This is a genomic window from Rufibacter sediminis (assembly GCF_014269285.1).
In the GTDB taxonomy this organism is placed as follows: Bacteria; Bacteroidota; Bacteroidia; order Cytophagales; family Hymenobacteraceae; genus Nibribacter; species Nibribacter sediminis.
This window is the reverse complement of record NZ_JACOAF010000021.1, coordinates 1-14,903: the sequence shown is the minus strand read 5'-3', so window position 1 is coordinate 14,903 and position 14,903 is coordinate 1. Positions and strand designations below refer to the sequence as shown.

Here is a 14,903-nt window from a genome sequence, read left to right as displayed (position 1 = left end):
TCCATGGCGGACATACTTCCCATCAAAGGGTTCCGGTACAATCCCCGGCTCCCTTTTTCCATTGACGCGCTTACCTCTCCCCTGTTTGATGTAGTCTCGGTGAAGCAGCGGCAGGCCTTGTACCGGAACTCCTACAACAGCATCCATTTATCCGTTCCGCCCGGGCCAGACCCCGCAGACAGTGCTCGCCGCACCGCCGAACACTGGAAACGCGCGGGCATTCTGCTGCAGGACCAACTGCCGGGTATCTATGTCTATTACCAGTATTTCCGGTTGCCAGGCTCCAGCCGTGAGTATTGCCGCAAAGGATTTATGTGCCACATCAAAGCCTATCAATGGGAGGAGCAGGTCATCCTACGGCACGAGAACACCATTCCCGCAGCGGTGAATGACCGCATCGCGTTGCTGGAGGAAACCAAAATGCACACCAGCGCCACCCACGGCCTCTTTACGGACCCTGATTTCACCCTAGAGCAGTACATGGACGAGAGCATCACGTCGCCACTGTATGAGTCTGAGGATTACCAGGGCGTGCGCGACGTGCTCTCCGTGATCCATGATGCCCAGGTGATCCAGAAGTTTGTAGACCTGCTCAAAGACCAGCAGATCATCTTAGCCGATGGGCACCACCGGTACGAAGGTTCTTTGCAGTACCGCCGGAAAATGCAGCAACAGCACCCGCAGGCCACCGGTGAGGAGCCGTTCAACTACCATCTCATGTATCTGACCAACGCGGCCTCAGATGATTTGCGAATTCTCCCAACGCATCGGTTATTCGAGTCTTTGCCCATCTCACCTGAAGCTTTTCTTGAACGTTTAAAGGAGTTCTTTGTGGTGACGTCCATTGAGGAAGCTTACGAACTGAACGAGGTGATCACGAGGAAACAATGGGCGTTTGGGGTCTACTTACAGGGAGAAGCCTACAAAGCCCGACTGAAACCGGAGGCACATGCGCTTCTGGCTTGGGAGGTGCCGCAGGAAGTGAAAGACCTGGATCTAACCGTCATGCACTATTTCATTCTGGAGCGGGTGCTAGGCATCTCCGCCGAAGAGCAGCGTCAATACCCGGGCCTCTCCTACGTGCGGTCCTTTGCCGAGTGTCTGGGCAAAGTAGACTCCGGTAAAGCCCAGCTGGCGCTCATCACCAACGAAGTAAAGATGGAAGAGGTGCAGCGGGTGTGTCACTCGGGCGCGGTCATGCCGCAGAAATCAACCTTTTTTTACCCTAAAGTCATCTGTGGATTTTTATTCAGCTCAATAGACGAAAATGAATTTAACTAGTAAAAAATACATCCTGGCCTCTGGCTCACCGCGCCGGAAAGAACTGCTTACCAACCTGGGTTTGACATTTGAGGTGCGGGTGAAGGAAGTGGATGAGAATTACCCAGCCGAACTGGCCCGCGCTGAGGTGGCCGAATACCTGGCCGCCCACAAAGCAAGTTTTTATCAGGAGGAGCTTCAGCCGGAGGAAGTCATCATCACCGCCGATACCATTGTCTGCCTGGATGACACCATCCTGAACAAACCGTATGATCATGCCCAGGCCACGCGCATGCTTACCATGCTCTCCGGCCGCAGCCACGAAGTCTACACCGGGGTTTGCCTCCTCAGCCAGGACAAAAGCGTGGTCTTCCACGACGTGACCACCGTGCACTTCCGGGACCTAACCCGCGACGAGATTGACTTCTACATCAACCACTACAAACCCTTCGACAAAGCCGGCAGTTACGGCGCGCAGGACTGGCTGGGCTTGGTGGGCATTGAGCGCATAGAAGGTTCTTATTTCAATGTCATGGGCCTGCCGGTTCACCGTTTGTACGAGGAACTGCTGGTCTTTTAAAGGATCAACTGACGTAAGAACACTTTTCCTTTTTGATGCTGTTTTCAGAAAACAGCATCAAAAAGGAAAACCTGATTAGAGCAACTAAAGGAAACTACCTTGATCTGCTGCACGGTTTTACCATTTATTGGGAAAGCCCTGCTTATGGATTGTTGGTGAAAACACCAACAATGGAGGCGTTATTGAGACATTGAAGTTTGTCATTTATCTGAAACATAACTTTAAGTCATTTTTAGGCTTGTTTTCAGAAAACGGCCTTAAAACGCAGAACCCGCTCTTGTTTAAAAGAGCGGGTTCTGCGTTTTACATGATTTATAGGAGGCAGCTTACTTAAACTTTTCCTTTAAGATTTCGATTTCAACTCCCGGAGAAATACGCTCATACAGGATGTTGTACACGGCAGTAGTAATAGGCATCTCCACTTTCAGGCGCTTGTTCAGTTCGTGGATGCTCTGCACTGCGTAGTACCCCTCGGCCACCATGTTCATCTCAAACTGAGCTGATTTTACGGTGTAGCCTCTCCCAATCATGTTCCCGAAGGTCCGGTTGCGGCTGAACTGGGAATACGAGGTTACGAGCAAATCTCCCAGGTAGGCACTGCCTTGCAGGTTCCGGTGCAGGGGCATCAAAGCATCCAGAAACCGCTCAATCTCCTCCATGGCATTAGACACCAGAACCGCTTGAAAGTTATCGCCGTAGTTGAGCCCGTGGGAAATACCGCAGGCCAACGCGATGATGTTCTTCATGACGGCGCAGTACTCAATGCCGTCAATGTCATCCAAGGGGTTGGCTTTCACGTAGCGGTTCCGCAGCAGGGCGCAGAACTGTTCGGCCCGGGCCAGGTCATGGGACCCGATGGTCAGGTAAGACTGCTTCTCCAGGGCCACTTCCTCGGCGTGGCAAGGGCCCGCAATAACGCACTGCCGATCGGCGGGCACTCCGTAATGTTGCTCCAGGAAATCGGTGATGAGCAGGTTCTCGCCGGGGATCATCCCTTTGATGGCTGAGACCAGGGTTTTGCCCTTTAGCGCATCGGCGGCCAGAGGTGACAAGGCCTGTTTCACAAAAGCCGCCGGAACCGCCAGAATCACCCAATCGGCCTGGGCCACGGTGCCCTCAATGTCATTGGACGGATGAACGTACTCTAAATTGAACCGGATGCCGCTCAGGTAACGCGGGTTGTGCCCGTACTGGCACAGATGCTGCACATCTTCCTTGTTCCGGAGCCACCAGCTGACATCGGTTTTATTTTCTGACAGAATCTTCACCAGGGCCGTTGCCCAACTTCCGCCGCCTAGAACGGCTATTCTTTCTCTTTCCTGCAAAGCTTTTTTATTCTTCTGACGTATCTTCTTTCAAATCTTTACTCAATGATTTCTCATCTTTCACGGTCACCAGGTCGCCTTCTTTGAGCTGCTTGGAAACCGCTCTGAATGGACCTGATACTACCTCCTGCCCGGCTTTCAGGCCAGAGAGAATCTCAATGTTGTCGAAATCACTGATGCCGGTGGTCACGTTCACCATCTTCACCTTACCGCCTTCGTGCACAAATACCACTTCCTGCGGACGTTCTTCTGCCCGGGCCGGCTTCTCCTCCTGGTTCAGGTTGTTGGCCATGGCCTCCGGTTTGGCGTTGTCTTTGTTTTTGGCGCGGGTAGTTACTGCCGCTAACGGAACGGAGAGCACATTGTTTTTCTGATCGGTGATGATGTCTACGGAGGCAGTCATGCCCGGTCTGAACGGGGTACGTCCGTTTTTCTGGATCAAATCTTTGTACGACTCGTTCAACAACCTGATTCTGACCTCAAATTCGGTAACTGCCTCCAAAGTAGTAGCGTCTTTGGCCGTATTGGCAATGGAAGTCACCACGCCTTTGAACTTACGGTTGGTATTGGTGTAGGAATCCACTTCCACAATCACGGAGTCATTCAGGCGCACCCGCACAATGTCATTCTCGTTCACGTTTACCCTGATCTCCATGTTGTTGAGATTGGCGATGCGCATGATCTCCGTACCGGCCATCTGGGAAGTACCCACCACGCGCTCTCCCCGCTCCACGTTCAATTTAGAGACTGTGCCGCTCACCGGCGCATAGATGGTGGTTTTGTCCAGGTTTCTTCTGGATTCTTCCAGAGACGCGCTGGCGCTACGTACCGTAGACTCCGCTGCCCGAACGCTTTGGCGGGCCGCGTCTACCTCGGCTTTGTTCGCCTCAAACTGCGATCTGGCCGCATCCATCTCTGACTGGGAGATCACCTTCTGCTCAAACAGCTTCAGGTTACGCTCATAAGATTGCCGAATGTTCTTGCTATTAGCCAAAGCCTGGTTTAAACGGGCTTTTGACTGGGCCAGATTGGCCCGCTGGGTATTCACCGAGGCCGACTGCATCTCCACCATGGCCTGGTAGTTGTCAGGGCGAATGCGGAGCAGCAACTGACCCGCTACTACGGAGTCGCCTTCCTTCACGTACAACTCCGTGATCTCCCCGGATACGTCTGGGCTGATTTTTACCTCAATCTCGGGCTGTACCTTCCCGGAGGCACTCACTTTCTCTATGATGCTGGCAGCTTTCGCCTTAGCGACGGCTACTTCAATTCCTTCTTGTTTACCAATCCAGCCATTCTTCTTGGCGACCAGTGCTCCAACTAAAAGAAGTAACACGATGCCCCCCAGAATGTAAAACAGTTTGTTCGATTTGCGCTTAGCCATGGGTTATTTAAAGAGTGATGGGTTTGCCTTGGTAGAATTCCAGGAATTTAAGTCTGAAAACGTAATCGTATTTTGCTTGGATAATGTCTGATTGGGCTTTCACCAGGTTGTTTCTGGCCACGTTGAAATCCACGTTGTTGATGAGGCCGTTGTTCAGCCGGATCTCGGCATTCCGGTAGGCTTGTTCAAAGGCCTCCAACTGCTTTTTAGCCGCCGTGAACCGCTTCTGTGCGCCAATAGCATCGGTGTACGCCTGTGCAATGGTCTGTTTCAGCTCGTTTTTGGCGATGTCAGAGTTGATCTGAGCATTGCGTAAACCGATTCTAGAAAGCTGAACATTGTTCCTGACTCTAAAGCCATTCAGGATTGGAACGCTCAAGTTTAGCCCAATGAACTGACCAATGTTGTCCTGCAGCTGGTTGAAATACGGGTACTCTTTTTGCGAACGCTCCTGAGCCTCGTTATAAATGTAGATGGGTTGATTCATATTCTCGTCCTGATAACCGATGAGCGTTCTCTGGGAGAAAGGACTTCCGAGTGAAATCAATGAAGTTCCGCTTGAGTAACGAGTACTGACACTTCCAACTAAACTCAAGCTGGGATGATACCCGCCTTTGGCAATGGCAATGGATTTATCTGCGCTCTGAATCCGTAATCTTGTGCGCAGGATCTCGGGCATTCTCTCCGAAGCTGAGGCATACACATCTTCGGCATTGAACCCAATCACAGACTGGTCCGGATCTGGAAGATTTGGAACTACCACCGAGAAATTCGCCGGATTGGCATCGGTGAGGTTCAACAACTGGATTAACTGCAACTCAGATAACTCAATGTTGTTCTGGGCGGTGATGATATTCAGTTCATCACTAGCCATTTGGGCATTCAGGTCTAAAACATTGCTTTCAGGAACGCTGCCCGCCTTGAAAAGCTTTTGCGTACGCTCTAACTGGCTTTGCGTAAGATTAAGTCTTTCCTGGTTGGTTCTTAAGATCTCCTGGTTTAACAGGATGTTCATATAAGAAGTCACCACATTGAGCGTCACGTCATTCTGCACTTTCTGTTGGTCTAGCCGGCTGGCTTCCAGCTCAAGCCGGTTCCGCTTGATACTGTTATGCGTCTGTAAACCGCTATACAGGTTCACAGAACCGTTCACCCCCACGTTACCAGACCATATCTGGGTATTCTGAATCTGGTTTCGCACCGGGTCCAGAAAGAAACCGTTGTTAAAGCCGTGACTGCCGCTCCCGTTTATGGAAGGCAGTTGGTTTGCGCGAGCCTGGTTCACGTCAATAGCCGCCTGTTCTATCGTGAGCCCGGTTTGCCGGATCTGCAGGTTGTTTTTCACGGCATGGGCCACACACTGCTCTAAGCTCCAGACCGTTTCCGTGGAAGTGGTGGTTTGCGCTACCGAGAGCGTATGGCAGCCAATGACCAGCCCCAGCGTAGACAGAAATTTGGAAGAGAAACGTCTCATTTATAAGTCAATATTAGGGATATAGATCACGTTCTTGACCCAGCTCAACTGCCGGAGGTATTCCAGCGAGATGGGGCGCAACCCGGAGTCCATCTCAATGAACTGGCGGGCAACATCATGGCGGCCTTTCCGGGACACGTTCATGGTGGCAATGTTGCAGTCATCATGGGCAATGATGCTGCTGATGAAGGCAATGCTCCCGGTCACGTCATCGGCGTCAATGATGAGCGTGTGCAGGTTCGCGGAGAAGTTGGACGGGAAACCGTCTACCTCCACAATGCTGATCACGCCACCGCCCCGGCTCTGGCCAATCACCTCGGCGGTTCGGCCATCGGCGGCCGTCAGGTTCAGCTTGATGGTGTTGGGGTGCATGGTAGAGGCGTTCCCCACTGACTTGAAGGTGTATTTCAAGCCTTGCGCCTCGGCGTGGGTAAAAGACTCTTTGATGCGGATGTCATCGGTTTTATAATCCAGCAGTCCCGCTAGAATGGCCCGGTCGCTGCCGTGCCCCTCATAGGTGCGGGCGAAGGAGTTATAAAAGGTGATGACGGCTTCGGCCGGAGCTGCCCCTAAAATCCGGATGGCGGCCCGCGCAATGCGGACCACACCAGCGGTATGCGAGCTGGACGGCCCAATCATCACCGGCCCAATCATATCAAAAATGCTGCTTTTCTCTGCCATGGTCTTTGTGCGTTCTTCCGGCATCAAAGTTAAAGATATTGTTTACCCTTGGGCAGCCGCTGCCAAAAAAACAGGAGTTGGCGGTTCATCAGGAAGATACACCAGAAGCCGTAGGAGTTGCCCCGGGGCAGAACAGTTCTCTCGCATGATTCTCTGGGCCTATCTGGCACCAAACCAATTTCTTTTACTTTCTTTGTCGCAAGTAAGGAAAGATAATTACAACATTCAGAAAATAATATATGCCAGACCGCACCTTCTCACCACAGGTACTGGAACTGCTGGAACGCCTCCAACAGAAATACCACCCACTGGGCCAGGACCTGGCTTCTTACCTGGAAGGGCTCCTCTACTCAGATTTCCTGAACTACTGGGACTACATTCACCTGGACACCCTGCTGAGTCTTCAGACGCCCCGCACCAAAATTCCGGACGAGGAGATCTTCATCATGTACCACCAGGTGACGGAGCTCTACTTTAAGCTCTGCCTCCACGAGTACAGACAGATTGGCCTAGCTTCTACCCCTACTGCCCAGGTGCTGATTACCCGCCTTGGCCGCATCAACCGCTACTTTGAGAACCTCATTGATTCCTTTGACGTGATGGTGGACGGCATGGACCCCAAAGAATTCCTGAAGTTCAGGATGGCCCTCATGCCCGCCAGCGGTTTCCAGAGTGTGCAGTACCGCAAGATTGAACTCTGCTCTACCGACCTGCGCAACCTGACAGACAAAGCCAAACGCGAAGCGCTGGGCCTGCAAAGTACCCATGAGGAGATGTTCGGCTGCATTTACTGGAAAGAAGGAGCCACTGAGGCCGCTACCGGGGCTAAAACGCTCACCTTGCTGCAGTTCGAGGAAAAGTATTCTGCTGAACTGATGCAGCACGCCCGTGAGTACCAGGACAAAAACGTGTGGGCCGTTTTCAAGCGACTTTCGCCGGAAGAGCAGCAAAACCAGAAGCTCCTGAACCACCTCAAGGAACTGGACAGCAACGTCAACGTGAACTGGCCGCTCATGCACTACAAATCGGCGGTACGGTACCTGCAGCGCGACCCCGAGATCATTGCGGCCACCGGCGGCACTAACTGGCAGAAGTACCTGCCTCCCAAATTCCAGAAAAGAATCTTCTACCCCGAGATCTGGACGCTACAGGAAAAAGACAACTGGGGCAAAGGATGGGTCAATGACATTGTTGGGGAAGTCGACTAAGCTTTTACCCGTAATAGCAACAGCCCTAAAAAGGAGCTTAGGTTCCTTTTCAGGGCTGTTTTATAGAAAACATCCTCAAAACACATCGGATGAATTATTCTAGTCAAGCCACAGTAAAAGGCTTTGTATGATCTTCCGCGATTTCCTATTCAACCAGTATTTGTCTTTGCGAGGGAAATATCCAGAAAAAAAACAGCTCACCAGCCGCAATTACTTAACCATCTATTTATAAAGGTGAGTTGGCGTTTTAAGGCCCTTTTTGCCAAAACAGCCCTGAAACGAATTTTCCTGCCCTGATATTGGTTTCTGAAGAGTGCTTATCTTTGCCGCCAGGCTTTAGAGACGAGCCTTTAACACCTTTTAAGGTTAACTACCTTACCATTCATGATGAAGAAAGAACTTGACCTGGTCCTGGCCCCTGAGGTAGCCTATGACCCTGCCCTTCTGGAGCGTGAGCTTCTGCAACAAGCCGGCCTCTCTCAACCCGAGGATGCCGCGTTCATCCACAAAATCAAGCGTTCCATTGATGCCCGCGGCCGCAAGGTGCAGGTGAAAGTCCGTGCCGATGTCTATACTCAGGCCCCGGATCTCTCCGCATTGCTGCCCACCTACACCTATCCTGCCGTCAAACCCGATGCCAAGCGCGTACTGATAGTGGGCGCCGGATCAGCGGGGCTGTTTGCCGCGTTGCGGTGCCTTGAATTGGGCCTGAAACCGGTGGTGGTGGAACGCGGGAAAGACGTGCGCAGCCGTCGGCGCGATCTGGCGGCCATCAACAAAGAGCACGTGGTGAATCCCGATTCCAACTACTGCTTCGGAGAGGGCGGTGCCGGCACGTATTCTGACGGAAAGCTCTACACCCGATCCAAGAAACGCGGCGATGTGCAGCGCATCCTTCAGATTCTGGTGCAACACGGCGCCAACACGGATATTCTCTTCGATGCCCATCCGCACATCGGGACCAATAAACTGCCGGTGCTCATCGCTCAGATGCGGGAAACCATTCTGGCGGCGGGCGGCGAGATCCATTTCAACACGCGGGTTACTGACTTCATCCTGGAGAAAAACCAGATGAAAGGCGTGATCACCGCGGCCGGAACGTCTCTGGAAGGCGAAGCCGTGATTCTGGCCACCGGACACTCCGCCCGCGATATCTATGAACTGCTGCACGCCCGCAACATCCTCATCGAGGCCAAACCCTTTGCTATGGGCGTACGGGTAGAGCACCAGCAAAGCCTTATTGACGGCATCCAGTACCACTGTGATGGCGACCGCGGACTGTATCTGCCGGCGGCTTCCTACTCCTTGGTGCAGCAAGTTGCCTACAAAGGCCAGGAACGCGGCGTGTTCTCCTTCTGCATGTGCCCCGGCGGTTTCATCGTGCCGTCCGCGACTGCGCCCGGCGAGGTGGTGGTGAACGGCATGTCGCCCAGCCGCCGGGATTCTAAGTTCGCGAATTCCGGCATTGTGGTGGCGGTGAACCTGGAAGACATGGACCTGAAACAGCACGGTGCCCTGGCCGGACTCAAACTGCAGCAAGCGCTGGAGCAGAAAGCCTGCGCCGCCGCCGGTGGTACGCAGGTGGCCCCGGCTCAACGACTCCAGGATTTTGTGAAGGGAAAAGTTTCTTCCGCTTTGCTGGATACCTCCTACCAACCGGGCCTCGCCTCCGTAGACATGATGGAGGTCTTGCCTCCCATGATCGGGCAGCGGTTACGGGGCGGTTTTCAGGAATTCGGCTATAAAATGCGGGGCTACCTGACCAATGATGCGCAAATTGTGGGCGTGGAAAGCAGAACCTCTTCGCCCGTGCGCATCCCCAGAGACAAGGAAACGCTACGGCATCCGCAGATCCAGAACCTCTTCCCCTGCGCCGAGGGTGCCGGGTACGCGGGCGGCATCGTGTCGGCGGCCATGGACGGCGAGCGCTGCGCCGAGCAGGTGGCTTTGCTGGTGCGGGGTTAACCCCCGGGCATGATTGCGAGTATAAACACGTAAAGGCATTTTGAGCCTGTTTTCTCAAAACTAAGGGTAATACGATGAAAAAGACAGTGGTAATTGGCGCTTCTGACAACCCAGGGCGTTATAGCTATAAGGCTGTTCATCAGCTGAAAAGATCAGGGCACGAGGTGGTTCCCGTGGGCATCAAACGCGGCGAAGTGGCCGGGTTGCCCATCGAGACCGAAAAACCGTCCATTGATGAGGTAGACACGGTCACGCTGTATGTGGGGCCCCAGAACCAGCCCAGCTGGTATGACTACATCCTCTCTTTGAAACCCAAACGCATTATTTTCAACCCCGGCACCGAGAACCTGGAACTGGAGAAGAAGGCGCGGGAGCAGAACATCAAAACCATGCACGCGTGCACCCTGGTGATGCTCTCGGTGGGCAACTATTAACGAAGGAAGTATCTTACACCAAGGGGTTTTAGGGCTGTTTTCATGAAAATAGCCCTAAAACCCCTTGGTCGTTTCTGCCCCTTCTGTCGCAGAATTTCCGAGTGATATAGCTACTTACATTGAGACTTTTCTACCAGCTTACAAAGCAACTGCCCCGCAATACTTCTGGACTTACCGGGTTCAATAACCAACAAGGCTTTGGGTTGTTACTCTACAACTACTAGTTTTGAACCCAATGAACCAGATTACGATGGACAAGAAGATTCTTGTGGTGGAAGACGAGCCCAGACTGGCCGAGATGTTGCAACGCGGCCTGAAAGAGGAAGGCTATACCGTCAGTGTGGCCATGAGCGGGACCGATGGGCTGAACATGGCGGTAAAATTCCAGTTCCACCTCATTATTCTGGATTTGATGCTGCCCCAAATGAGCGGCCTCACCGTTTGCCAGAAGCTGCGCGAACAAGCCATTGACACGCCCATTCTCATGCTCACCGCCCTGGACTCACCGGAGAACATTGTGCTGGGACTGGACAGCGGCGCCGATGATTACTTGGTCAAGCCGTTCAACTTCTCCGAGCTCAGCGCCAGAATCCGGAACCTTACCCGCCGGGCCCAGGGAGCCGTAATCCCCCAGAACAAAATCAAAATCGCGGATCTGGAGGTAGACATCCTGGAGAAAAAAGTTCTCCGGCAGGGCACGCTTATTCCCTTGACCGCCACCGAATTCCGATTATTGGAGTTTCTGGCCCAGCACCACAAACGGGTTTTATCGCGCATCGAGATTCTGGAGCATGTCTGGAACATTGATTTTAACCTGGGCACCAACGTGGTAGATGTGTACATCAATTACCTGAGAAAGAAGGTGGACCGCGAATACGAGCCGAAGCTGATTCACACGGTGATTGGCATGGGCTACGTCCTCAAGGAGGAGGCGGTATGAACATCCAAACCCAGGCCACCCTCCTATTCTCCGTCTTAACTTCTCTGGTGATTCTGCTCTTCTGCGGATTCATCTACTTTTTCACCAATCACTACGCGTTTGAGGACTTCTACAAGCGGCTGGAGACGCGAGTCAACCTGGCGTCTGCCGCCCACCTGGAAACCAGCGCCCCGGGAAACCCTGACCAGCTTCGGCAATTAAGGCAGGTCTACCTGGAGAAACTGCCCGAAGAAAAGGATTACATTCTGGAGGTGCCGGCCGTGAACCCGCTGGCTGGCCTCCGGAAAAGTGGTTTGCCGCTGCCCTTCCTAGCCGATGCTCTCAACAACAACTCGGCCCGGTTCAGGACCCAGGTGGCGTTTTACGCCGGGAGCGTCCACCAAAGCAACGGCCGCCGGTATTTAGTGGTGGTATCAGCGAAGAACCCGTACGGGCTGGAAGAAGTCACCCACCTTTCGCGCATTCTGCTGCTCGGCTTTTTCCTGTCAGTGGTGCTGGTCTTTTTCATGGGCAAACAATTCACCCGGCAAACGTTCAAGCCCATCCGGGAAATTATAAAGAAGGTAAAGGGAATGACGGCCGAGAACCTGAACCTGCGCCTGGAGGTGGGCACGAACAAAGACGAACTCACCGAGCTTACCCAAACGTTCAACGATTTGCTCATCAGGCTGGAAACCGCCTTCGAAACCCAGAACAACTTCGTGAGCAATGCCTCCCACGAGCTGAGAACGCCCCTGACCATCATCAAAGGCGAAGCCGAGTTGGCGCTGATGCAGTCTGATCTTCCTACCGGCCCCCGGCGTTCCCTGGAGAAAATCCACCACGAAGCCGATAAGCTGAAAGATATCTTGACCAGTTTGCTGGGCATTGCGCAAAGCGGTTTCGATGGCAAAAAACAGAACTGGGAACTGGTAAGAATAGACGAGCTGCTGTGGCTGGTGAAAGAATCGGCTGACCAGCTCTACCCCGACAACAACATTCAGATTGACTTCGGGTTCCTGCCCCAGGACGAGAGCGAGTTGCTGGTGAGCGGCAACGTGAACCTGCTCAAACTTGCGGTCAGCAACATTGTCATGAACGCCTGCAAGTACTCGCACAACCAGACCGTGAAGGTGCAGATCCTCTCCAACAAAGGACAGCTGACCATCTCGGTGCAGGACAAAGGCATTGGCATCCCCGAGGGGGAACTGCCGTATGTTTTCGTGCCGTTCTTCCGGGCCTCTAACACCTCTGACTTTGAAGGCCACGGCGTGGGCCTGCCCCTTTCGCTCAACATCATCCGGTTACACAAAGGCAGCATCGGCATCCTCACCCAGGAAGGTTCAGGAACCGAAATCCAGATCAACCTTCCCCAAGCGTCCTCTCTCTAATTTTCTTATTTGATAGGCAAGTGTTTTTAGGCCGATTATCGGAAAACACCTCTAAAACAGACTTGCCATTCCATCGTGTTTCTTGTATTCGGTCCTGAACGTTGAAGTTCCTACTTCAGCATCTGCTTGTACCATCGTTTTCGGCTTGTTTTTGTCAAAACGTGCCTGAAAAAGAGATCAAGGCAGTACCTGTTTGCTTATGACGAGACGTTCTACCTTTCTCTCATGCTGCTCGTTTTCAGCAACTACCGGTGTGTCGCTGTATCCGGCTTGTTGGTGAGAACACCAACAAGGGCAACGTTAAGAGCAAAAGGTAACGATTAGGGCGGTGAAAAATAAGGACGGGTGCTACAATCGCTATGCTGCGTGTTTTCACCAACACGCGGAAAGACGAATGTGCTTGACTTTCTGGCGATAACTCCAACAAGGTCGTTGACCTACAATTGCTGCCTGTTTTGGAGCCGTTTTCCTAAAAATAGCTTTAAAACAGGTTCAGCTTACCTGGGGTAATTCGATCTGTATAAAGCTGATAATTAGCACGTTTTTCTCTCTAATGTCAATTCTAATGACATTCTAATCCCGCTCTTACATGGGGTTAATGTGGTCCGCGTAGGTTTGTTTAAAGTTCATGTAACTCCAAACCTGACAAACTATGGCCACTGTGTTAATGCCCTCTAATTTTGAGAACGATTCTTTTGCCTGCATTCCTGAATTGGTGGAGACCTTCCCCGGGATGCCCCTGAAGGTGCTGCTTTTCCACCCGTTCGGGTTGTCCAGCTCCATCACAGATTTGCTGATGCTCTCCCGCCGGAACAAGGAAGAAAACCTGGTTTCCTTTGATTTCTACCGGAAGTGCCTGGCCCTGGAACAGGAATATCCGCAGATCACCGGCGTGAACTGGACCTGCTTTTACGGCACTACGCTGGTGGCCTTTAAAAACTTCCTGAAAGCCAACTCGGTTGATTTTGTGGTCTCTCCCGCTACGTACCGGTACAAATCCATCGGGAAGCTGAGCCAGAACCCCAGTCTTTTCCTGGAGAAGTGTCCGTTGCCCGTCATCAGCCTCACCCCCATGGAACTGGCTTAAAAGGCTCGATTCCTTAACCGGTCCAAAGCTTTCTCTTACCCCTAATTTGATTTTATATGTTATTAAAGAAGAATATTCCCATTCAGTATGTATTCGGGAAAATAAAGACCGAAGTGGTACTGGTGATGGCGTACACCATGTTGGTGGCCATCCTGTACTTCAACTTCCATTTTACCCGCATTTCCATTCCCATTGCCGTGCCTACCATGTTGGGGACCATCTTGTCTTTGCTGCTGGCATTTAGGTCAAACCAGGCGTATGACCGCTGGTGGGAAGCCCGCACGCTGTGGGGAGCCATTGTGAACGATTCCCGCACCCTCACCCGGCAGGTGCTCAACTTCGTAGACACGCCGTACAATTCAGTAGAGGCCTTGTACTTCAAAGAGCGTTTTGTGAAGCGGCAGATTGCCTGGTGTTACAGCTTGGGCCAATCGCTCCGGAAACTGCCGCCGCTGGAGGACGCTGATAAGTGGATGACCGAGGAACAGCTGTATTTCCTGAAGGAGTTCACAAACAAACCTGTGGGCCTGCTGGAACTGCACGGCCAGGATCTGCGCCAAGCCCAAAAAGCCGGCTGGATCAATAAATACCAGCAGGTGGAAATTGACCAAACCCTTACCCGCCTCTGCAATTCCATGGGCGGCTGCGAACGGATCAAGAACACGGTTTTTCCGGCTACGTACAGCCTGTACACCCACCTGGCCCTCATCCTCTTCATTCTGATGCTGCCTTTTGGCGTGATTGACGTGTTCGGGTTCATGATGATTCCACTGGTAATTGCTATTGCCTCGTCGTTTCTGCTCATTGAGAAGATGGCCATCCACCTGCAGGATCCCTTCGAGAACAAACCCACCGATACGCCCATGAGCACCATCGCCCAGACCATTGAACGCGACCTCAAGCAACTGCTGCGCGAATACAAAGAGCCCGAAGTGGTGCCCGCGCCCAAAGCGCCGCAGAAAGTGGCTTTTTACATCTTGTAAGCGAAGTACACCTAAACCAAAACGCCTTCCCGCAGGTAGTTCCTCTAACCTGAGGTCCCTGCGGGAAGGCGTTTTTTATACTCCAACTAAAAGGCTGTTTCAGCGGTCTTTTTCCAAAAACAGCTCTAGGGCGTGTTGACAATTAGTGTAGCAGGATCATGGCTGCTGCTAGGAAAACGAATCCGGCAAAACTGCCGGCTGTCTTCTCGTAT

At 52.5% G+C, this 14,903-nt stretch carries 13 protein-coding genes; 9 read left to right on the top strand and 4 right to left on the bottom strand.

Annotation, left to right across the window (positions count from 1 at the left end):
- Nucleotides 1-3: 3 nt before the first annotated feature.
- Together H7U12_RS08350 and H7U12_RS08345 are read left to right on the top strand one after the other, a co-directional pair.
- Nucleotides 4-1,281: a DUF1015 domain-containing protein gene (locus H7U12_RS08350; protein WP_186635884.1), complete on the top strand. Its 1,278-nt coding sequence runs from the start codon at nucleotides 4-6 to the stop codon at nucleotides 1,279-1,281.
- Nucleotides 1,268-1,840: a Maf family nucleotide pyrophosphatase gene (locus tag H7U12_RS08345; RefSeq protein ID WP_186635881.1), complete on the top strand. Its 573-nt coding sequence runs from the start codon at nucleotides 1,268-1,270 to the stop codon at nucleotides 1,838-1,840. The genes H7U12_RS08350 and H7U12_RS08345 overlap by 14 nt, the downstream gene beginning before the upstream one ends.
- 326 nt (nucleotides 1,841-2,166) lie before the next feature.
- On the opposite strand, the gene H7U12_RS08340 is transcribed toward H7U12_RS08345, so the two are convergent.
- Genes H7U12_RS08340 through sdaAB form a run of 4 tightly spaced genes read right to left on the bottom strand, consistent with a single transcriptional unit; the run spans nucleotide 2,167 to nucleotide 6,704 of the window.
- The gene (locus tag H7U12_RS08340) at nucleotides 2,167-3,165 is read right to left on the bottom strand and encodes an NAD(P)H-dependent glycerol-3-phosphate dehydrogenase (protein WP_186635878.1); all 999 of its coding nucleotides are present in this window, start codon (nucleotides 3,163-3,165) and stop codon (nucleotides 2,167-2,169) included.
- A 7-nt stretch (nucleotides 3,166-3,172) separates the two neighbouring features.
- Complete coding sequence (locus tag H7U12_RS08335) at nucleotides 3,173-4,549, bottom strand: efflux RND transporter periplasmic adaptor subunit (protein ID WP_186635875.1); 1,377 nt, start codon at nucleotides 4,547-4,549, stop codon at nucleotides 3,173-3,175.
- 7 nt (nucleotides 4,550-4,556) lie between these two features.
- The gene (locus tag H7U12_RS08330) at nucleotides 4,557-6,023 is read right to left on the bottom strand and encodes a TolC family protein (RefSeq protein ID WP_186635871.1); all 1,467 of its coding nucleotides are present in this window, start codon (nucleotides 6,021-6,023) and stop codon (nucleotides 4,557-4,559) included.
- Entirely contained in the window at nucleotides 6,024-6,704 is a 681-nt protein-coding gene (sdaAB, locus tag H7U12_RS08325) for an L-serine ammonia-lyase, iron-sulfur-dependent subunit beta (RefSeq protein WP_186635868.1), read from the bottom strand.
- Between the two features lie 239 nt (nucleotides 6,705-6,943).
- Here sdaAB and H7U12_RS08320 point away from each other — a divergent pair, with 239 nt between their 5' ends.
- From H7U12_RS08320 to H7U12_RS08290, 7 genes are all read left to right on the top strand, one after another.
- Nucleotides 6,944-7,912 (top strand): tryptophan 2,3-dioxygenase family protein, encoded by a 969-nt coding sequence (locus H7U12_RS08320; RefSeq protein ID WP_186635865.1) that lies wholly within the window; start codon nucleotides 6,944-6,946, stop codon nucleotides 7,910-7,912.
- 387 nt (nucleotides 7,913-8,299) lie between these two features.
- On the top strand, nucleotides 8,300-9,877 hold the full coding sequence (locus H7U12_RS08315) for an NAD(P)/FAD-dependent oxidoreductase (protein ID WP_186636411.1): 1,578 nt from the start codon (nucleotides 8,300-8,302) through the stop codon (nucleotides 9,875-9,877).
- Nucleotides 9,878-9,951: 74 nt separating this feature from the next.
- Nucleotides 9,952-10,311, top strand: coding sequence for a CoA-binding protein (locus tag H7U12_RS08310; RefSeq protein ID WP_186635862.1), 360 nt, complete (start codon nucleotides 9,952-9,954; stop codon nucleotides 10,309-10,311).
- Nucleotides 10,312-10,546: 235 nt separating this feature from the next.
- Nucleotides 10,547-11,251, top strand: a complete 705-nt coding sequence (locus tag H7U12_RS08305; protein ID WP_241749254.1) for a response regulator transcription factor — start codon at nucleotides 10,547-10,549, stop codon at nucleotides 11,249-11,251.
- Nucleotides 11,248-12,621 carry a sensor histidine kinase gene (locus H7U12_RS08300; protein ID WP_186635859.1) on the top strand — a complete coding sequence of 458 codons (1,374 nt, stop codon included), beginning with the start codon at nucleotides 11,248-11,250 and terminating at the stop codon, nucleotides 12,619-12,621. Before H7U12_RS08305 ends, H7U12_RS08300 begins: the two co-directional genes overlap by 4 nt.
- A gap of 652 nt (nucleotides 12,622-13,273) precedes the next feature.
- Nucleotides 13,274-13,708: a hypothetical protein gene (locus H7U12_RS08295; RefSeq protein WP_186635856.1), complete on the top strand. Its 435-nt coding sequence runs from the start codon at nucleotides 13,274-13,276 to the stop codon at nucleotides 13,706-13,708.
- 56 nt (nucleotides 13,709-13,764) lie between these two features.
- Nucleotides 13,765-14,691, top strand: coding sequence for a bestrophin family protein (locus H7U12_RS08290; protein WP_186635853.1), 927 nt, complete (start codon nucleotides 13,765-13,767; stop codon nucleotides 14,689-14,691).
- The last annotated feature ends 212 nt before the right edge of the window (nucleotides 14,692-14,903 follow it).